This window comes from Vibrio navarrensis (assembly GCF_000764325.1).
In the GTDB taxonomy this organism is placed as follows: domain Bacteria; phylum Pseudomonadota; class Gammaproteobacteria; order Enterobacterales; family Vibrionaceae; genus Vibrio; species Vibrio navarrensis.
The window spans coordinates 2,974,382-2,994,569 of record NZ_JMCG01000001.1; the positions used below are offsets into that span (position 1 = coordinate 2,974,382).

At 48.3% G+C, this 20,188-nt stretch carries 16 protein-coding genes and 1 pseudogene; 10 read left to right on the top strand and 7 right to left on the bottom strand.

Annotated elements, in window-relative coordinates; all coding sequences use genetic code 11:
- Positions 1-28 precede the first annotated feature (28 nt).
- Positions 29-2,263 carry a glycoside hydrolase gene (locus EA26_RS13135; RefSeq protein ID WP_039428198.1) on the top strand — a complete coding sequence of 745 codons (2,235 nt, stop codon included), beginning with the start codon at positions 29-31 and terminating at the stop codon, positions 2,261-2,263.
- A gap of 76 nt (positions 2,264-2,339) precedes the next feature.
- On the opposite strand, the gene EA26_RS13140 is transcribed toward EA26_RS13135, so the two are convergent.
- From EA26_RS13140 to def, 5 genes are all read right to left on the bottom strand, one after another.
- The gene (locus EA26_RS13140) at positions 2,340-4,040 is read right to left on the bottom strand and encodes a methyl-accepting chemotaxis protein (RefSeq protein ID WP_039429130.1); all 1,701 of its coding nucleotides are present in this window, start codon (positions 4,038-4,040) and stop codon (positions 2,340-2,342) included.
- Positions 4,041-4,298: 258 nt separating this feature from the next.
- On the bottom strand, positions 4,299-5,309 hold the full coding sequence (locus EA26_RS13145) for a sensor domain-containing diguanylate cyclase (protein WP_052079757.1): 1,011 nt from the start codon (positions 5,307-5,309) through the stop codon (positions 4,299-4,301).
- 83 nt (positions 5,310-5,392) lie between these two features.
- A complete protein-coding gene (locus EA26_RS13150) occupies positions 5,393-6,973 on the bottom strand; it encodes an ATP-binding cassette domain-containing protein (RefSeq protein ID WP_039428199.1) in 1,581 nt (526 codons plus the stop codon).
- Positions 6,974-7,526: 553 nt separating this feature from the next.
- Positions 7,527-8,858 carry a ferredoxin reductase family protein gene (locus tag EA26_RS13155; RefSeq protein WP_039428202.1) on the bottom strand — a complete coding sequence of 444 codons (1,332 nt, stop codon included), beginning with the start codon at positions 8,856-8,858 and terminating at the stop codon, positions 7,527-7,529.
- A gap of 142 nt (positions 8,859-9,000) precedes the next feature.
- A complete protein-coding gene (gene def / locus EA26_RS13160) occupies positions 9,001-9,507 on the bottom strand; it encodes a peptide deformylase (RefSeq protein WP_039428204.1) in 507 nt (168 codons plus the stop codon).
- A 201-nt stretch (positions 9,508-9,708) separates the two neighbouring features.
- Between def and EA26_RS13165 the strand changes: the two genes are divergently transcribed.
- From EA26_RS13165 to paeA, 9 genes and pseudogenes are all read left to right on the top strand, one after another.
- On the top strand, positions 9,709-10,650 hold the full coding sequence (locus tag EA26_RS13165) for a universal stress protein (RefSeq protein WP_039428205.1): 942 nt from the start codon (positions 9,709-9,711) through the stop codon (positions 10,648-10,650).
- A gap of 74 nt (positions 10,651-10,724) precedes the next feature.
- Complete coding sequence (locus tag EA26_RS13170) at positions 10,725-10,922, top strand: hypothetical protein (RefSeq protein ID WP_000712918.1); 198 nt, start codon at positions 10,725-10,727, stop codon at positions 10,920-10,922.
- Positions 10,923-11,167: 245 nt separating this feature from the next.
- Positions 11,168-13,744: a hydrogen gas-evolving membrane-bound hydrogenase subunit E gene (gene mbhE / locus EA26_RS13175; protein ID WP_039428209.1), complete on the top strand. Its 2,577-nt coding sequence runs from the start codon at positions 11,168-11,170 to the stop codon at positions 13,742-13,744.
- On the top strand, positions 13,744-14,097 hold the full coding sequence (locus EA26_RS13180) for a Na+/H+ antiporter subunit C (protein WP_000398830.1): 354 nt from the start codon (positions 13,744-13,746) through the stop codon (positions 14,095-14,097). Before mbhE ends, EA26_RS13180 begins: the two co-directional genes overlap by 1 nt.
- Positions 14,094-15,589 (top strand): annotated as a pseudogene (locus EA26_RS13185) (proton-conducting transporter transmembrane domain-containing protein). The gene EA26_RS13180 and the pseudogene EA26_RS13185 overlap by 4 nt, the downstream one beginning before the upstream one ends.
- A complete protein-coding gene (locus EA26_RS13190) occupies positions 15,586-16,062 on the top strand; it encodes a Na+/H+ antiporter subunit E (RefSeq protein WP_000639705.1) in 477 nt (158 codons plus the stop codon). The pseudogene EA26_RS13185 and the gene EA26_RS13190 overlap by 4 nt, the downstream one beginning before the upstream one ends.
- Positions 16,055-16,333: a cation:proton antiporter gene (locus EA26_RS13195; RefSeq protein ID WP_039428279.1), complete on the top strand. Its 279-nt coding sequence runs from the start codon at positions 16,055-16,057 to the stop codon at positions 16,331-16,333. The genes EA26_RS13190 and EA26_RS13195 overlap by 8 nt, the downstream gene beginning before the upstream one ends.
- A complete protein-coding gene (gene mnhG / locus EA26_RS13200; protein ID WP_039428280.1) occupies positions 16,333-16,641 on the top strand; it encodes a monovalent cation/H(+) antiporter subunit G in 309 nt (102 codons plus the stop codon). Before EA26_RS13195 ends, mnhG begins: the two co-directional genes overlap by 1 nt.
- A 225-nt stretch (positions 16,642-16,866) precedes the next feature.
- Positions 16,867-18,159: a polyamine export protein PaeA gene (paeA, locus tag EA26_RS13205; RefSeq protein ID WP_039428283.1), complete on the top strand. Its 1,293-nt coding sequence runs from the start codon at positions 16,867-16,869 to the stop codon at positions 18,157-18,159.
- Positions 18,160-18,255: 96 nt separating this feature from the next.
- Here paeA and EA26_RS13210 read toward each other — a convergent pair whose 3' ends face one another.
- Entirely contained in the window at positions 18,256-19,431 is a 1,176-nt protein-coding gene (locus EA26_RS13210) for a D-alanyl-D-alanine carboxypeptidase family protein (protein ID WP_081947139.1), read from the bottom strand.
- Positions 19,432-19,611: 180 nt separating this feature from the next.
- Positions 19,612-20,130, bottom strand: coding sequence for an NUDIX hydrolase (locus EA26_RS13215; protein WP_039428286.1), 519 nt, complete (start codon positions 20,128-20,130; stop codon positions 19,612-19,614).
- Positions 20,131-20,188: the final 58 nt, after the last annotated feature.

A 20,188-nucleotide genomic window follows, 5' to 3' on the forward strand; every position in this document is an offset into this window, starting at 1 on the left:
TATCTGGGTTACTCGATAGGAGAATGATATGAAATTGACCTTTTTCACACTGGGGCTACTGCTGCTGGTGAGCGCACCGAGCTTTGCGTTGACCTTAGAACAGGGCGATCAGCACTGGCAGATTGACCCCGACACACTGGCCATCAGCCTCAAGCAAGACTCGCAAACTTTCGCCATCAACCAAGGCAGCCTACAGATTGACGGGCAGACACAACAGGCAACGCAAGTAACCCAAAGCGCCGAGCAAGCCTCATGGACACTCAAGCCAAGTGGCGTGCAAGTGTCTGCGCAGTTGCAACAAGGGTTGAACATCGATTTTCGCTGGCCAAGTGCTGTAGGGATTGAACGCCACGCTCCCAAAGCACTGCGCTGGTTTGATCTCAGTGAAGCATCGACCCAAACGCTGTTACTGCCGTTTGACGAAGGAATGCGAGTGCCGACCGATAACCCGACTTGGACACGTTATTTGATAGACAATCATTCGGGTGCCAATACCACGCAAGATCTCAAAATGCCGTTCTGGAGCGCGCAGCAGGGCGAACACTTCATCAGCTATCAACTGCTCAACGCCACCAATAACCAGCTGCACTTTAGTGAGCAGCAAAATAAGTTGGACTTACAAGCGGAGCACTGGTTTACCCCACTGAACCAAAGTGAGCCTTTTAGCGTGCGCATCACCGTGGGCGATGAGATGCTGGCCGGAGCCAAAGCCTATCGCGACTGGCGCGAAGCCGCGGGGCTGCGTGTTTCACTTGCGGAAAAACGCAAGGCAAATCCGCAGATCGAAAAAATGATTGGTGCAAGCCACGTCTATCTGTTCGGGCGTGATTTAATCGCAGTGCAAGATGTGGTGGATTGGTGGGGACTGCGCGATTGGTTTTGGCGCTCTGAGTTTACCCCTTCACCAGAATTACAAAAGGAACTGGCGAGCCTAAAAAAAGGCCAAGACTGGCTTAATCAGTATCAGAAAAAATTGCTGGTCGGAGAGATAAACCAAGCCTTGAAGCAAAAGTTCAGCGCCAATCAGGCGTCGATTCAAGCGCAGTACCAAGCCGCGCAGCAGAGCAAAGCGTGGCTGACTGAACACGCTGGCGTATACCTCAAACCGAGCGATCAATGGGGACAAGGGTTAGCGCAACCCATGATCAGCACCCTCAAGAATGCGGGATTAAGCAAACTCTGGCTAGGTCTCGATAACTGGATGCCAGCCTTTTATCAGCCGCAAGTGGTCGATAGCGCCAAACAAGCCGGCTATCTGATTGGCGTGTATGACTCATACAACACCGCGATTGAAAAAGGCATCAACGACAGTTGGCTGACCGCGCAGTTGCCGGATCGCATGCGTGAAAACTGCGCGATTGAAAAAGCCGATGGCACGTTGCAACTGGGCTTTCGCGGTAACGGCTTTTATCTCAATCCCGCCTGTGAACTCGATTACGTTAAACAGCGCGTGCAAGATATTCTCCATTTCGGGCGCTTTAACAGCCTGTTTCTCGATGTGGATGGCACCGCCATGGCGCGGGAAGATTACCGCTCGCGCAGCAACGAAACTGCGATGCTGGCCGCCTTTAACACCCGAATGCAGGATATTGCAAACACGCCGACGCTGATTTTGGGATCGGAAGATGGCAATGCCCTGACCACTCAAGGGCTGGTGTTTGCTCATGGTATGGAAACAGTCGGCTTTGGCTGGACAGACAAAGCGATGAAGAGTGACAAGCAGTCACCCTATTATTTGGGCAACTGGTATCCCGATGAAAAGCCGGATTTTTTCTTTAAATCAGCGCAAGTCAAAGAGCCTTATCGCAGCTTACTGTTTGCCCCTGAGTATAAAGTGCCGCTCTATCAAGCGGTGTTTCATGACGAGCTGATCAGTAGCCACCACTGGCACAGCGACAGTTTGAAGTTTTCCAATGTCAAAGCCGTGCGCGATTTGCGTTCCATGCTGTTTAACACTCCTGCAATGGTGCATTTAAGCCGCGATGAAACGCATAAAAACTCCGCGCGTATCGAGCAGCTTAAGCACTATCAACAAGGTTTTTTGCCCTTGCATGAGCAGTTGTGGGATAAAGCCTTGGTCGATTTTCGCTGGCTGGATAAGCAAGGCCAAGTGCAACAAACGCGCTTTAGTGATGGCTCGATTCTCAGTGCGAATTTTAGCGCGCTGCCGTTTAAACTCGCAGAAGGAGAAGTTATCGCGCCACACACTCTGATGGCCAAGCTCAGTGATGGGAAAGCACTAACTTGGGCACCAATGCCGTAAGTGTGTAATCAGTGCTTTGTATCCAAGGCAAAAAACAAAGCCGCCATTTACTCTGTGGTGTAAACGGCGGCTTTACTCATATTGACTGTTTGACCACAAATCTGCCCATAAGCATTTTCAATGCCTGTGCTTGCTGTGCTAAATCTTCGCTGGCTTGGGAAGTTTCTTGAGTGCTCAGCATCACCACTTCCCCTGCATCGCGAATGCCATTGAGATTGCTACTAATTTCTTCGGCAGATACCGCCTGCTCCTCACTTGCTGCTGCCACTTGGGTATTCGCTTCCGTCAACTCAGCAAGCGCATTTGAAATCACATCCAACTGCACTTTCGCTTCTTCGATAGACGCAAAACTGCTCTCGATCTTTTCATCACTGGAGTTGATCATCGCGACCGCCGTGCCAGCACGTGCAACTAACGTATTGATGAGATTACCGATTTCTTGTGTCGCGTGTTGGCTTCTCGAGGCAAGCGCGCGCACTTCATCGGCCACCACGGCAAAGCCTCGTCCTTGTTCGCCAGCACGAGCCGCTTCTATCGCCGCATTTAGCGCGAGCAAATTGGTCTGCTCAGCAATGCCTTCGACCACCATGACAAAGTTTTGGATCTGCTGAGTGCTAGTCTGCAGCTCTTCTATGATTTTCTGCGAACTTTGCGCGCTTTCCACTAACTGTTTAGATAGGGATTGAGTTCGGCTAATCACAACGCAAGTGTGTTTGGCATTTTCATCCGCTCTTGCTGTCGAGGTCGTTGCCTCTTCCGCACTGCTGGCAACCTCGGTAATGCTCGCAGCCATTTGATGCATCGCACTCGCCACTTGATCCATATTCTGCTGTTGTCGCTCAACAGAGCGACGGTTGCTATCCGCCACAGCGGTTAGTTGGGTAACCGTGGATGCAATCGTGTTAGCACGATCGATAACCTCTCCTACCATGGTTTCAAGTGCTTGAGCCATACTGTTCATGTGTGTTAGCAACTGACCGATTTCATCATTGGAATCCACCTGAGCTCGTTGGGTAAGATCGCCATGAGCGATTTTGTAAGCGAGATTTCTTGCATAGGCCACCGATTTAACGATCTGCTTGCTAAACAACAGACCCAATGTCGCGCCGAGTGCTAACGCAAACAAAGAAAGGAGCAACATACCACTAAGCGCTTCTTTTTCTCCCTGTTCGGCGATATGGATCGATTGAATCGTTGCCGCTTCAATTTTGCCCAACACCTCAACTAAATGATGATCCAGTTGCTCTGTATAGGCCTCTAACTCTGCGGCTAAGGTAACGAGTTCAGCCGCAGCAACGCCTTTGTGCAACTCTTCCAGCAGTTTATTCAGTTGACGCTCAAAACTTGCTTGTTCTTGCTGCAACGCTTGAAAATCTCGCTCTAAGTTTTGTAAATAACGTTGAACTTCTGGCATGACGTTTTGTTGTAAAGCGATGTTTAGCGCCTGGTTGGCTTTCTCTAGTTCTAGCCGCCCCTTGTCGACACCGAGTCGCAACTTGTTGAGATATTGCTGTTGTTCGTTCGCAGAGGACTCAAGCGGGATCTGAGAGAAACGCAGCAACTTTTCCAGCATGACTGCACTTTCAAGTTGGTGAACGGTTAAGTCAGTGACAACTTTAGTCAGAGGAATATTGTTGTTGGCGATACTGTCTATCTCTAAGGCGACTTTCTCCATTTTAGTGACCGCAAACGCAGAGACAACGATGATGAGGCTCAGTAGTGCGCCAACTAAGCTACTCATTTTTTGCGTTATCGTTAAATTGTTTAACCATTTCATATTCATTTGTCCTTGCGCAAAATAAACACGTTCGTCACAAATGCTGTTCCCTTGTTTCCAATCGTTAAACTCTTGCCAGACAACGCACGTCGTTTTTTGCAATTTGCACACGAGCTAGGGAGTGGAGTATCGCTTTATGACCATTTTCTCAGTTTAGACTAGTATTCAAACAGTCAATGCTAATAAAGCAGAATGTGGACTGAACTTTAGGCGAAGAAAAAGCCAGTCATTGAGACTGGCTGTCATTGAAAATGAGGTTCAGGAGACTGAGCTTTGTCGCAATTTACGCCGCTGCTTCTTACAAAGATACATCGCCTCATCTGCTTCAGAGAGCAACGCTTCAACCGAGTCTCCGCAGAGATGTTGCAACCGTGTAGCCGCTCCCCAACTGTACTCAATTGGCGGAATACCCGATTCGCCTTGAGAGTTAAGGCTCTCCTCCAAACGCTGAATGGTGCTAGCCACATCATAATGGCCGCCATGTTGGACCAGAGCACAGAATTCATCGCCGCCTAATCGACAAGCCACATCCTGAGAACAGCAAATCGACTCAGCCAAACTGTAAGAAAATTGCCGCAGCACCTCGTCGCCAACATCGTGACCGAACTGATCGTTGATCCGCTTAAAACCATCTAGATCAAAATAGATCAGCGTATAGCCGTCATGACTTAGGCTACTGACCGACAATATGCGCAGCGCTTCTTGATAGAAGCCGCGTCGATTCATCAAACCAGTGAGTTCGTCGACAATCGCTAATCCACTGCTCTTAAGCTCGGTCTCCAGAATACGCGCCAAATCACTGAGCGCTTGTACCTGTTCAGTCGAAAGTTGGTGCGGCTTTTTATCAATAACACACAGAGTGCCAAGACGGTGAATACCATCAATAGCGATAGGAAAACCAGCATAGGCACGTATAAAAGGCTCGTGTAAAACTAAGGGATTATCTTTAAAACGCTGGTCATCAAATACATCGCTGATAATCAGCGGCTCAGAACCTTGGATTGCGTGAGTGCAAAAAGAAGAGTCTCTGTCTGTTTGACACACATCCAAGCCAGCACGAGACTTAAACCACTGCCGATTACTGTCGACCAGACTTATCAAGGCAATATCACTACCAGCGATAAATTTAGCCAAACGAGTAAAACGCTCGAAACGCTCTTCTCGCTCTGTATCGAGAATTTTCAGCGAGTGCAGCAGCGCGACTCTTCGCTTCTCATACTTCACGTCCATCGACTGGAGATTCCGTTGCACAATTTCCTCTTTGCTCATAATTGCTCGTTAACCTTAAGTCTAGCCCAAATTCCGCCTCCGTCATCCTTGACAGAGCACTTACCTTTGCGCACAACGCCTCACTAGCCGAGCGACTCCACTTTGCACTCTTTGTCCAATTTTGCGGCCTCAACGAAATAGTCATCGTGACTGACGAGAATCAAAGCACCACGATAATCGCGCAGCGCAGAGGCTAAGACTGTTTTCGACTCGATATCTAAGTGGTTATCCAGTTCATCCAATAGCAGCAAAGGATCGCCGTCAACATGGCTAACCATCAGCATCGCTAGTTTCATTTTTTCCCCACCGCTCAGATGTCGTGCTTTGCGATGTACTGAGTCACCACGAAAGCCGATCCCAGCCAGCAGCAAACGAGCATCACCCTCACCTAAACTTGGACAAAAATCCACGAGGTTTTCCAGCACACTGCGTTCAAGCTCAAGCAAACGGTAATCTTGATCTAAATAAACCACCGATGTGTTGAGCTTGATTTGACCTTGATACTCTTGATGCAACCCCGCAATCGCTTTGAGTAAGCGACTTTTACCACAGCCATTGGCACCACTTAGGCGCAGGTGCTCAAATTGCCTAACTTGAAAGTCCAATAACTGATGATTTGCACCGCAAGAGCGATAACGCTCAACACTCAGCAGCTGCCGATTTTTGCTGCTCTCAACATCAGTCAGGTAGATTGCCGTTGGCGATTCACGCACTCGTTTTGCGGACAAACTCAACAACTGCTGCTGATTACGTTTCAGTTGATTTTGCCCATTGATGACAGCTGCAGAGCGACTTTTTTCCGCACTGTTTTTTTTGCCGTCCATCAATATCTTCGGCTGGCTACCTGTTCTTAGCGCTTTGCGCCCCTGAGCTGCGCGCTGTTGCGCTTTTTCACGGCTTTTTTGCAACTCTCGCGCAATCGATTTTTGCTCACTTTTCAGTTGGGCGACTTTTCTCTCTAGTGCTTGTTGCTGAAATTGCCACTGGCTATGGTACGCCGCATAGTTACCTTCAAACCAATGCAGCCCTTCTGAAGTCAAACGCGCGATACGATCCATCTCCATCAACAAGGCGCGATCATGACTGGCGACTAAAACTGGACGCTGTTCTTTTCGCAACTGAGTTATCAGCCACTCTCTGCTCAATGTGTCGAGATGATTGGTGGGCTCATCCAACACTAAGGCATCACTTGACGCCAGAAACAAGCGCTTGAGCTTTAAAAGAGTAAACTGCCCGCCGCTCAGTTCACGGCAGCTCGCATCAGGTGGCAGCGTGATTCTCAGCTCATCTAATATGCTTTGTATCGTTTCAACGATGTTCCACTGCTCACCAAGTTGGGTAAAGTGTTCAGTGTCCACACTCCCAGCCTCAATGGCGCGAAAAGCCGCAAGTGGATCTGCCATCCCTAAGTAGGTCGCGATCGTTGCATCACGTTCTTGCTCGTGAATATTTTGATCGAAATAGCCTATCGTTGCGCCAACATGGACATGGCCTGATGTCGCGGTGAGTTTGCCGATGAGTAGTTGTAGCAACACAGATTTTCCGCCGCCATTGCGCCCGACTAAACCACTCTTTCCGGCAGGAAAATGAAAATCCAGCGAATGGAATAACCATTCACCGCTATTTAATTGAAAGCTCAACTGATGAGCATGAATATTGGGCATGAGACCCCCTTACTATTAAACACAGTAAGAAGTCAGTCGGCTAAAATTACCCTCTGACTCGAGTGTTAATCCGCTCAAATAGCACGGAGCATCGAGTAAACAAGGTTAAGCTAATTTAGATTTTTAGATAAACGGAAACGCAACTACGCCAACTAACTCCAAGAGCCGAATGAATGAAATATCATCGGTATAAGAAAGTTAGATATCCATGTTGGCGTCATCTCCGAAAGAAAGGATGTCGGGAGGTTAACAATTGAACAATGGCGATGTCAAGCGTGCAGCAAAATAGGGCTAACAACCTGCAACAAAAAAACAATATTATCAATAACCAATAAATTTGTGATTCACCATTGATATTTAGAATAATTATAAAATAAAGCAATGAATCACATGATATTTTCCTCACCCTATCTATGCATCACAAATACAACTACAAGTGATCGTAATGTGTATAGATCTATCCTCAAAGCAAAGATACGTGGTTTATTAACTACCAATATCGCTTTTAATCGCTAAAACCGTCAGCCCGCAGATTTACGGGCTGACTGATTTTCTAACGCATCACAAACTTTTCGGCGTGGAAAACCTTATCAACATTCACTCGATATGGTTTGAGCGCTTTTTTCAATGCGCTTGAAAACGGCGCCGGGCCACAGAAATAGAACTCGAACTGACGCAAATCCCCACATTGCTGGGCAATGGTTTGCGCCGAGAGTAGTAGGCCATTGCTTGCGTCAATGCTCGTCAATGACACTCCGGCTTGTTGCGCTTTTTGCTTAAGCTCATCACACAAGCTTGGCTCCGCCTGCTGACAACAGAAAAACAGATGCGTCTGCGGATGGCTTTGTTGGCTGGCGAACCACTCTAGGCCCGCCATAAACGGCGCGATACCGACGCCCGCACCAATCCAGATCTGTGGTCTATCCGCAGTAAACGCAAACTTGCCGTACGGCCCTTCTATTTGCAAAACATCCCCCAGACTTAAGCGTTGATGTAACCCGGTAGTAAAGTCCCCCAGCTCTTTGATCAAAAACCTGAGCTGAGAAGAGTTCGGTGCGCTGGCGATGGTGAAAGGGTGCGGCTCTTCCCCGGCAAAACAGAGATAAGCAAATTGCCCGGCTTGGTGGCTTGGGCACTTAGCCTCGGCTTCCAAGGTGAGATCCAGTGTCTGACTTAACGCACAGTAGCGTAACGCTTTTACCGACGCAGAGTAACGCGCTCGGCGTCCGACCAATCCCGCAAGGCTGTACAAAGCGGCTAAAGAGCCAACCACAAGAAAACTGGTGGTTAACCAGTAGATAGGCTCTCCCCAATAGGCACGTTTTAGCAGCGCAAACGAATGAAAAGCCACTAGCAAGTAAACGACAGCCATTAGGCGGTGAGTGAGGCGAAAGGGTTTATACTTGACGGCAGACCAAAGCGAGAGCACAAGCAGAGCGAGTAACAGATAAAACCCCCATTCACCACTTTCCAGTGCCATTGGTTTGAGTTGTTTCAGCCACTGTGCCCAGCCCGTCAAGTTCGCATTCGGACCGGAGCCATTAAACCTGACAGGCTTCGACATCACCGCTAGTGAAATCAACCACTTGGGTAAATAATATGCCAACCAGTGGAACGCTCCAAGCAGCACAGCGGCGATGCCGAGCCATTTGTGAATGCGATATCCTTTATCCAGCCCTTGCGTCCAAGTCTCGATTATCGGCAAGCGCAGCGCTAGCACCATCGCGATCGACATCAGGATGAGAGACAGAATGCCAGAATACTGTATTAATCCCGATCGCCACTGGAAGAAGTTATCCGAGGTGAGTAATAATGGCTCCGCTTGAATCCACAGCAATGTGACAAGCGCAACCACGCTTAAAACGCCATATTTAACCTTATCCATAACCAATCCCACTTTTAAACTAAGGTTATTTTAGAGTAACCAACCTAATGTAAAGCAGCGTTTCATCTTGGTAAATTTGGGTAAAGAAAAGGCCACTGTTTAGCAGTGGCCTTGTTTTCGCTTGAATCCAGCAAATTGGCGATTAACGCGCGCGATTTTTGACAAACTTCTTCACTTTCTTCATCGCCATTTGCTGTTTGAGTGGCGACAAATAATCGATAAACAGATTGCCAGACAGGTGATCAATTTCATGCTGCATCACAATGGCAAGAAAGTCACTGCTTTCGATTCTCAGCGGTTTACCATCACGATCCAACGCTTCGACCACCACAGAAGTGTAGCGCTCAACGTCGGCGTAGTATTCTGGCACCGACAAACACCCTTCCTGTCCCATGGCTTTGTTATCACCACTGACAACAACCGGGTTAATCAGAACCAAAGGCTCATCACGCTTTTCCGATAAATCGATCACCACAATCGCCTCTTCTCGGCCCACTTGAGGTGCTGCCAAACCAACACCGTTGTCGGTTGCGTAGAGGGTATCCAATAGATCGTCGATCAGTGTTTGCACAGCAGCAATATCGGTTACAGGTTTGGACTCCACGCGAAGTCGCGGATCAGGTGCGGTCAGAATATCTAAAACAGCCATGAGTTCCTTAAATCATCGATTGAATAAAAATAACGCGGCGTAAGATAGTGTTTTCTTACCCAGTTGTAAATCTCTCAAAAGACAAAAGATAGCTTGGTAGTTTAATGAGAATTGGTCTCATTGTTACACAAACCCTTACAATTACTCGCTAGTACATAATCTCTTGTGATGACTAATATTTAATCAACCAAGGAGCTGGCGATGAAAAAATTTAAGAATATCTTATTTGCAACTCAAGGCTTACCAGGAGACAGTGACGCCTTAGAGCAAGCGATTCAACTTGCTGACAACAACCATGGTCAACTTGCTGGTTTGATTGCATTTCCAGCATTTCCTGCCGATTTACAACGCTATCAAGAACCCTATGAGCAGTCCTTTTTAAGTAGCTTGATGGAAGCGATAGACACATGTCGCTCACAGCACCACATCGATAAAGATGAGGTCCCTTTTCCTTTAATGGTTGAGCACAGTGAGCAACCCGCGGTCGCTATTATTAAGTCGGCACTCAACCATCATATCGATCTGCTGATCAAAGAAGCGGAACCTATGACTCATAGTCAGCAAGGTTTTAAAGCTTTGGATATGACACTGCTGAGAAAATGTCCTTGCCCGGTTTGGTTACATCGCCCGTTAGCCAAGCCAAAAGCCAATCGGCGTGTTGCGGTTGCTATCGACCCGGTCACCACGACCGAGCCGCAAAAGGCGCTTGCATTGCGTTTACTCGAATTATCACGTTCAATTGCCAATACGTGTGACAGTCGCCTGCATATTGTGTCCTGCTGGGAATACTATTTAGAAAACTATCTGCATGATCATGTCTGGATCCAAGTGGATCAACAGCAGATGGAACAAGAAATCGCACAAGCTAAAATCAGCCATGAACAAGCTTTACGCCAACTGATTGATGAATCAGGCATTACAGGCGAGTTGGTGATACACCATCTGCACGGTAAACCCGATGAGCTGATCCCTAAATGGGTCACGACAGAGAATATCGATATTCTGGTGATGGGGACTCTCGCTAGAACAGGTATTGCAGGCTTTGTGATTGGCAATACGGCAGAAAATATCGTTCAGTCGATTGAGTGCTCTTTAGTCGCCCTTAAGCCAGAGGGATTCGTCTCACCGATCAAAGTCGAGTAACTAATACCACGTTTGGTCAACCTACTTTTGTCTGTTGGTTAGACCGTTGTGATCCTTAGTCTAAGGAGGATGTGATGAAAAAGTTCTGCCCACACTGCCACTGTGAGATGTTGGAGCGTGCTAACCTCTATATCTGCCCAAGAAATGCGATTGGTGATTGTGTTTACGACGCCATGCTTATAGATGAGCCGCCACGTGCCGCCCAACCTTTCGGCTCAGCGCGCAGCCATTTTGATCAACGAGCAACCTCATTTGATTCACAATCAAAGTAGATCATGCGTCACGCTTCCAGCAACGAGTTCGACGCTATCTAGAATGAGCCTATACTTTTCAACTTAGTAGAGACTGGTAACCGCTCAGGACGTCGCAACAAAGACGCACTGAGCGGCGTAAATATGACATCGAAGAGGCTGCCATCTTGAAGAGAGGACTCGATAAGCATACATCCCTCACCCCAAATACAGTGTCGGCGAGATTACTTCCTTTCGCCGTTTTACCCATTCTTCTATTTGGGTGGGTGTTTTATTGGCATCAAACCGGCGGTAACGCTTGGCAAGTCACTTGGGTTCCTGGGCTGGATCTGAATCTCAGTTTCCGACTTGACGGGCTCTCTTTTCTTTTTGCCTCGCTGATCACAGGCATCGGTGCCTTGATTCAAATCTATGCCCTCGCTTATATGAAAGAGAAAGCAGCGCGCTTCTCATTTCATCTCTACCTCACTCTCTTCATGCTCGCCATGCTTGGCGTGGTGGTAAGCGACAATATTTTACTGCTGTTCATCTTCTGGGAACTGACCACCATCACTTCCTATCTGCTGATTGGTTTTAATCATGACAAACCGGTCTCACGCAAAAATGCTCTACAGTCACTTTTAGTCACGGGGGCCGGAGGACTCGCGCTTTTAGCCGGACTGATTTTACTTGGCTTGATAGCCAATAGTTATCAAATCAGCGTCATCATTGAGCACGCGGATCACATCGCGCAAGATCCGTGGTTTATGCCTTCGCTGATTTTAGTCTTACTCGGTGCATTCACTAAATCTGCGCAATTTCCATTCCATTTCTGGCTACCCAATGCCATGGCAGCACCGACACCGGTGAGCGCTTACTTGCATTCCGCAACCATGGTTAAGGCGGGAATCTATCTTTTGGCCCGCTTATCGCCGATTTATGCCAATAGTGATTTTTGGTTCTACTGCTTAACCATTGTGGGCGCGGTAACGGCACTTTGGTGCGCGCTACTGGCGTTCAAACAAACCGATCTAAAACTGATGTTGGCCTATAGCACCAATGTTGCATTAGGCAAATTGACCCTGCTGCTGGGATTGGGTACCGAGGTCACGCTGACCGCTGCTGTGTTGTTTATTTTCGCCCACTCATTTTACAAAGCCGCACTCTTTATGGTGGTCGGCAATATTGATAAAGCGACGGGCACTCGAGAGCGAGACAAGCTCGGCAACTTAAAATCCGTCTTGCTGCTGAGCCTTATTGCTGCGGTTATTGCCGCTTTATCCAAATCCGGTGTTGCGCCTATGCTCGGATTTTTGAGCAAGGAGTACATGTACAAATCCAGTATGGAATCTGGCATTACGTGGATTTCGCTGGTCTTATTACTGATTAATGCGCTGATGGTGGCGTTAGCCATCGCACTACTTTACAAACCCTTTTTTGGCCAAGCGACCAAGGAGAGTGAAAGCCACCCACCCAAAGCGATCGAGCAGAAAAAATCCCTTTGGCTACCTGCGATGGGATTGGCTATAGCCAGTTTTCTACTGCCTGTTTTTGCCCTTGATTGGATTAACCAGCATTTAGTCATACCAGCAGTCATGGCGATGGATCCAAACAGCGTTCCACAAGCCGCAAAATTATGGCAAGGCTTCAATATCCCGCTGGCTTTGAGTGGTATCACGCTTGTGTTAGGGGGCGTGCTGTATCTGAACTACGCAACCCTAGTTACATGGCTCACGCGCCTGGTGAAGCCGCTGCCCAAAGCTGAGCAAATGTTTGATGCCGTGCTGGCTTATTTAGCGACATTGGCAAGCTGGCAAACGCAAATGCTGCAACAAAAACGCTCAAGCGGTTATATGCTGCTATTTTTTGCCGTTTTAGCCTTAATGCTGCTCTATCAGCCGCTACCTTTACCAGCCACTTTCAGCGCCTCGCTGTTTGATGTTCATTTTTATGAAGTCGCAATTGCGCTCGCACTCATCGCTTCTGCGCTGTTGTGTGTGCTGAGCACGTCACGTTTGCTGTCGGTATTAGCGCTCGGCATGGCTGGATTTATGACGACGCTGGTCTTTATGATTTACAGCGCTCCTGATGTTGCCAAAACCCTTTTGCTGGTCGAAACGCTGATGGTGGTGTTTGTAGTGCTTTTGATGCGCCATATGCCCTACTTGTCGACGGTCGCTCGCCATTCTGTACCGCGTCGCACATTGAATGCGGTGATAGCCAGTGTGATTGGTGCATCCGTAACCTTAATCCTGCTCAATATCACGGCGCATCCTATCGATACCACTTTGTCTGACTATTTTGCGCAGCAGAGCGTTCCCGGCGGTCATGGCCGCAATATCGTCAATGTCATTTTGGTCGATTTTCGTGCCTTTGATACCTTGGGAGAAGTCATTGTGGTCGTCATGGCGAGCCTTGTCGCGATTAGCCTCTTACCCAAACAAACCGAGCAACCACAGAAGATTCATTCTCTAATCTTTGCCACTACCGCACATATTGTGACCGCCTTGATGCTGATGTTCTCCCTCTATCTGCTGCTGCGAGGACACAATGCTCCCGGCGGGGGCTTTATCGGCGCATTGATCGCGGTGATTGGCTTTTCGCTGCTCCTTTTCGCCGAATCGCCCCAATACGTGAGAGATCGTCTCCACTTCTCGCCACTCAATATTGCTCTGTTTGGCATCCTGCTCAGTTTTATGGCAGGAGCCATGAGTGTCGCGGTCGGTTTACCTTTCCTAACTGGATTATGGTGGAAAGAAATTTTACCGCTTGGCACCCCACTGCTCTTTGATGTCGGCATCTATCTGGCGATCATCGGCGGTGTCATGAGCATGTTGCTGCGCGTTAAGGAGGAACTCGACTAATGGAAGGATTATGGAGCATTGTTGTCGGTGTTTTTGTCGCCGCCGGTATCTACTTAATGCTAGAGCGACACTTACTGCGCTTATTGTTTGGCCTGATCCTCCTCAGTAGTGCAGTGAACTTGGCCATTTTTACCGCAGGACGCTTAACCCCCGCCTCACCACCATTAATTGAGGTAGGAGCCTTGTTACCAGCGGAAGGTGCGGCGAACCCGCTGCCACAAGCGCTGATTTTAACCGCCATTGTGATCGGTTTTGGCTTACTGGTTTTTGCTTTGATGCTGTTTTACCGAGCTTATTTTGAGACTCGCAGCGCGGACGTCGATGAGATGCGTCGCTCAGAGGAGGAAGAATGACCGCGATTGGGTTGACCTTACCCGTTGTGATCTCACTGCTCACCGCAGTTGCGATCTTTTTAGCGGGGCGTAATCGTTGGCTAACCAACGGTTTGAGTGTGATCTGCAGTGTCATCAATCTCTTTACTGGCGCTCTACTCACGATCACCATTTACACCCATGGCCCAGCATCTATTGCCTTTGGGCAATGGCCAGCCCCCTTTGGCATCGTTTTTGTCGCTGATTTATTGAGCGTCGCTATGGTCATGGTGACGGCCATTATTGGTTTGGTTAGCGTTATCTATGCGATTGCCGATTTAAGCGCCAAACCCTCATACGCACGCTACCACGCGCTGTTGCATGTTCTACTGGCTGGTGTGTATGGCGCTTTCTTAACGGGGGATATTTTCAACCTTTATGTCTGGTTTGAAGTCATGCTGATCGCTTCTTTCGGCTTGATGGTGTTGGATGCAAACCAGCAGCAAATCGATGGCGCCATCAAATATGTGCTGCTCAATCTTATCTCTACCTTGGTGTTTTTACTTTCGATAGGACTGCTTTATGGTGCCACAGGAACCTTAAACCTCGCAGATTTGCATGACAAAGCTCAATCCCTCGCTCCTGAGATGAAAACCATGCTCGCTGGGTTGCTATTGTTCGCGTTTGCTATCAAAGCAGCGCTGTTTCCTCTGTTTGCTTGGCTACCGGCGTCTTATCACACCTTGCCGAGCGCCATTGTTGCCCTGTTTGCCGCTTTACTCACCAAAGTCGGTGTCTACGCTTTGCTGCGGGTCTTCACTCTGGTGTTTCCGCTCGATGGCAGTGGTTGGCAACCGGTTCTACTGGGGATTGCGGCGCTGACCATGCTCACTGGCGTACTCGGTGCAGCAAGCCAATATGACATTAAAAAATTCTTTCTTTTCATATTATTAGCCAAATTGGCTACATGATTATGGGGCTGGCCATTTACACCCCTTTAGCTATCACAGGGGCGATTTTTTATGTCATTCACCATATCTTAGTAAAGGGGAACCTCTTTCTGATTGGTGGCCTGATTGGCAGAAAGTACGGCACTACACAATTGACGCAGCTCGGCGGAGTCTATCGCGCCATGCCTTGGCTTACCTTTGGCTTCTTGCTCGCCGCATTCTCTTTGGCGGGCTTCCCTCTTCTGTCGGGGTTTTGGGGTAAGTTTCTAGTCATCAAAGCGAGTTTGGCTGCTGAGCTGTATTGGCTTGCCGCAATTGCGCTATTGGTTGGCCTGCTAACGATTTTCTCGATGAGCAAAATTTGGAATGAAGTGTTTTGGAAAGATGCTCCTGCCGCTCTACCGCAGGAGACGTTAGCCCGCTCAACACTCGGTCTTTATGCACTGCCGATCCTCGTGCTCACTCTGTTTAGCCTAGTGATTGGTTTGGCTGCGCAGCCGTTTTACCAATTTGCAACCTTAGCGGCAGAACAATTATTAACGCCAACCGCTTATATCCATGCTGTTTTGGGAGGCTCAAAATGATTTATCTCTTCCTCAACCTCTTTCTTGCCACAGCGTGGATGCTGCTCAATGGTGACTACTCCAGCTTGCAATTCTTATTGGGATTCGTGGTGGGGTTTTGGGCATTGCGCCTCAGCCAGCCATTTGGCTTAAAAACCACTTACTTTCGCCGTTTTAGAGCCATCACCACTTTAATTCTCTATTTCATCTACGAGATGATCGTCTCTGTCGCACGAGTCGCATGGGATGTCGTGACGCCAAAGCATTTGAGCGATCCTGATATTGTTTACGTGCCATTAGATGCCCGCAGCGATCTTGAGATTACCCTTTTGGCCAACATGGTTTCGCTCACTCCCGGCACTTTAAGTCTCGATGTTAGCGAAGATAGACAATATTTGATCGTTCACGCGATGTTTGCACCAGAGCACCAAGCGGTGATCAACGACATCAAAAATGGTCTTGAAAAACGGATACTGGAGGTCACTCGTGGATAATTCATTACCGCTGGCGATTCACTTCGCCTATCTGGGACTTTTGCTTAGCTTGGCAATGGCGTTTATCCGCTTAGTGTTAGGCCCATCGCTCGCCGATCGCGTGGTGGCTCTCGATTTAATTTCCTTTATCACCATAGGCTTTATTGTCGTTTATAGCTTAGACGGTGGTCAGCAAACGCTATTGGATATTGCCTTAACCCTAGGCTTAGTGGCTTTCCTTGGCACCATAGCATTTGCACGATTTATCGCTAAACGAAAAGGAGAACTTTAATGTCGATGTTAGCGGCCCTCTTACTGGTTCTCGGCACCTTATTCACGCTATTTGCGAGCCTAGGGATTTTGCGCATGCCCGATCTCTATACTCGCATGCACGCCGCCACCAAAGCCGGTACCGCAGGCTTGTCTTTATTGCTCCTTGCTGTCGCACTCTGTATGCCTGAGATTGACGTAATATCACGACTGGTTGGCATCATGCTGTTTATTTTTCTGACCGCTCCCGTTGCGGCTCATTTACTGGGTAAAGTCACACAACAAGCCGACTATGCTTTCTGGCGTAATCGTGATTCCTCGCAAGATTAACAAAGCCTGTGCGCTATGTTTCTCTTCACAGCGTTAAAAGGTGGTGAGCACTGCATCCGTTTCTTCATCTATTTCGTCCTTACGTATAGAATAGCCGAGCCGAATCGGCTCCATTGACCGAGCCGCGATTTGGATATCTTTCTAGTTTAAGCAAACAAGCCACCAACCCAATCTTCCTGTTCCATTCGTTGGTGGATTTTATTGAACGCTACTTGGACACTCATCATGAGTTTATTTGAGAACTTCTCAATCATCATTGCGCTGATACTCACCAGCTGCTTCTTTTCTATGTCTGAAATCGCCTTGGCTGCGGCGAGAAAAATTCGCCTCCGTCAACTTGCTGAAGAGGGAGACGAACGTGCCACTCTCGTGCTGGCTTTACAAAGCAATCCCGGCAACTTCTTCACCGTGGTACAAATTGGCCTAAATGCGGTCGCCATTATGGGCGGTATTGTCGGTGAATCGGCCTTTACTCCGCATATCAAAACACTCTTGGAAAGCTGGCTGCCTGCCACTTGGGTTAACCAGTTAAGCTTTTTCTGCTCTTTTATTTTGGTCACTAGCCTATTCATTCTATTTGCGGATTTGATGCCGAAACGTATCGCCATGGTAATGCCGGAAAAAATTGCCATGACATTGGTTCGACCGATGCTGATCTGCATTTCACTGCTAAAACCTTTTGTATGGATCTTCAACGGCTTGGCCAACACCATTTTCCGCCTCTTTAGCGTGCCTGCTGAGCGCAACGACGATATTACCTCGGACGATATCTACGCAGTGATGGATGCGGGAGCCGAAGCGGGCGTGCTCGATCGCGGCGAGCAGAAGATGATGGAGAGCGTGTTTGAGATGCAATCGGTCCCGGTGACGTCGGCGATGACGCCTCGTGAAAGCCTGACCTATCTGTCGATGAAAGATGATGAAGAGGTGTTGAAGAAGAAGATTTCCGAAGACCCGCACCATAAGTTTTTGGTCTGCGATGATCAGTTGGACGCGATCAAAGGTTACATCGATTCGAAGGAGCTACTAACGCGCCTGATTAACGGCCAGCCACTTAACCTAAAAGAGGGCAGTATGGTGCAAACCTGTCCAATCATCCCGGATACGCTGAGCCTTTCTGAAGCACTGGAGTACTTTAAAAACAGCCGCGTCGATTTTGCGGTGATCATGAATGAGTACGCGTTGGTGCTGGGGATCGTCACGTTTAACGATTTGCAAAGCGCCGTAATGGGCACTTGGGTATTGGCCGAGGGGGAAGAGCAAATCGTCGCCCGCGACCACAACTCTTGGCTAGTGGATGGTGTCACCCCCATCACCGACGTGATGCGCGCGCTCAACATTGATGAATTTCCTCACCCGCAAAACTACGAAACCATCGCCGGTTTTATGATGTATATGCTGCGCAAGATCCCGCGCCGCACCGACTCCATCATCTACTCAGGGTACAAATTTGAAGTGGTCGATATCGACAACTACAAAGTCGACCAACTATTGGTCACTCGGATTGAAGTGAGCTGATCGCGCCGGATAGAAAAATCCCTTTGCACTGGCAAAGGGATTTTTGTTTGGTCTTGCTGTTTTAGCGTTTAGCGCGGTGCTTTTTTCACTCTTAACTTAGAATAGATTGCTCAGCCAACGCTTAAACCAATCTACTACACGTTTAAACACGCTACCTTCGTCCACCGATTCCAATGCCACCAAGTCCACTTGCTTGACCACCTTATCATCAATTTTATACCGCACCTGACCAACCACCTGCTGCTTTTTCACTGGCGCGGTTATATCGCTGGTGTACACCAGCTCCGCTTGCAAACTTTTGCTCTTACCTTTGCTTAACGTTAAATAAACGGGTTCGGCGATACCGACTTTGAGCTCATTTTGGCTACCCATCCAGATCCTTGGCGTGGCTAATACTTGGTTTGCATCGGTAGGAGAAATCGTATCGAAAAAGCGAAAGCCATAACTGATCAATTGCTTGCTCTCAATTTCTCGACTACTGGTGCTGTTTGAGCCCATCACCACCGAGATGAGGCGCATGTTACCGCTGGTCGCGGACGTGGCGAGACTATACCCCGCACCACTAGTAAAGCCCGTTTTCATTCCGTCCACATTGAGGCTGCGATCGAGCAGCAAGCCATTACGGTTGTGCTGGGTGATACCGTTGTAGGTAAACGAAGTCTCACTGTAAAACGGGTAGACGGCGGGCAAATCACGAATAATCGCTTGGCCCAACTTGGCAATATCACGTGGAGTTGAATAAAGCCCATCGCTGTCGAGCCCATGCGGATTGGTAAACGCACTGTTTTGCAGGTCGAGTTTCTCCGCCCAAGCGTTCATTAAGCTGACAAACCCCGCCTCGCTGCCGGCAACATGCTCTGCAATCGCCACACTGGCGTCATTTCCAGACTGAACAATAAGCCCGCGATACAGATCGCTCATGCTGACTGAAGTACCGACTTCAATGAACATTTTTGAAGAGTCGGGAAAGTTTTTTGCCCAAGCATTGCGACTCACCACCACTTGATCGTCAAAATGAATGTTACCGCGATTCATCTCCTGCCCCGCCACATATGCGGTCATCAACTTGGTCAAGCTGGCAGGGTTCATCTTCACGTCGGCATTTTTGGCGACGAGCACTTCGCCGGAGTGGTAATCCATCAACACATAGCCTTTGGCGCTCAGTTGCGGTGGATCAGGCACAAACATAGGGGAAGCGATAGACGCCACGCTGCACAAACTGGCAAGCAGCGTCGCACTAAAGGTCACAAGAAGTTTTCTATTCATAGCCATCATCTGTAGTCAAAACTTACTTGAGTATATTCAAGCGCACTTTAGTTACAGCGTCTATGTTACTAATCGTTACCTTTCTTCGAACAATGTCGCAATCTTTTATGAAAACCAATAATTTAGCGGCAATCGTGGCGCTAAATTATTGATAACAAAAATGGTTAATTGAATGAGATGGGGACGTTAGAGCAACTCTTTGGCAATCAAGCGTAGCAAGAAGGTCTCTCGCTCGATGCTTAACCCCTTTTTCGAACTTAGCGCCATGGTGTGCTCATTATGCACAATCGCCTGATGAATATTGATCCACATAGGTCGCATACCGTTGTTGATTTCATACTGTTCAAAGCGCGTCTCACCGAGTTCTCGGTCGATGTTGCAGGTATAACAATACGAGTGCATGTGCATCACATTCGCCTCTCCTTTATACCAAGGGCGAAACTCTTCATAGATACCAAACGGTTTGATGTGATGAATATTCATCGCCCCCGTCTCTTCTTGCAGCTCGCGGATCATCCCAGCAATCACATCCTCCCCTTGGTCCAAACCGCCACCGGGAATGGTGTAGTCATGATAACGCTCGGTGTAAAGCAATAGAATATCCTCACCATCAAGGCAAATCGCCCGGGCGGCGTTGCGTTTGACAATGATTTTATCGTCGAGATGATCAATATCCGGATGAACGGCGGTTTGTAGATGTCTCATGGTGTCACAGCTCTGGGTAAACAGTGGCAGGGATACTAGCAAAAATCGCTCTGTAATC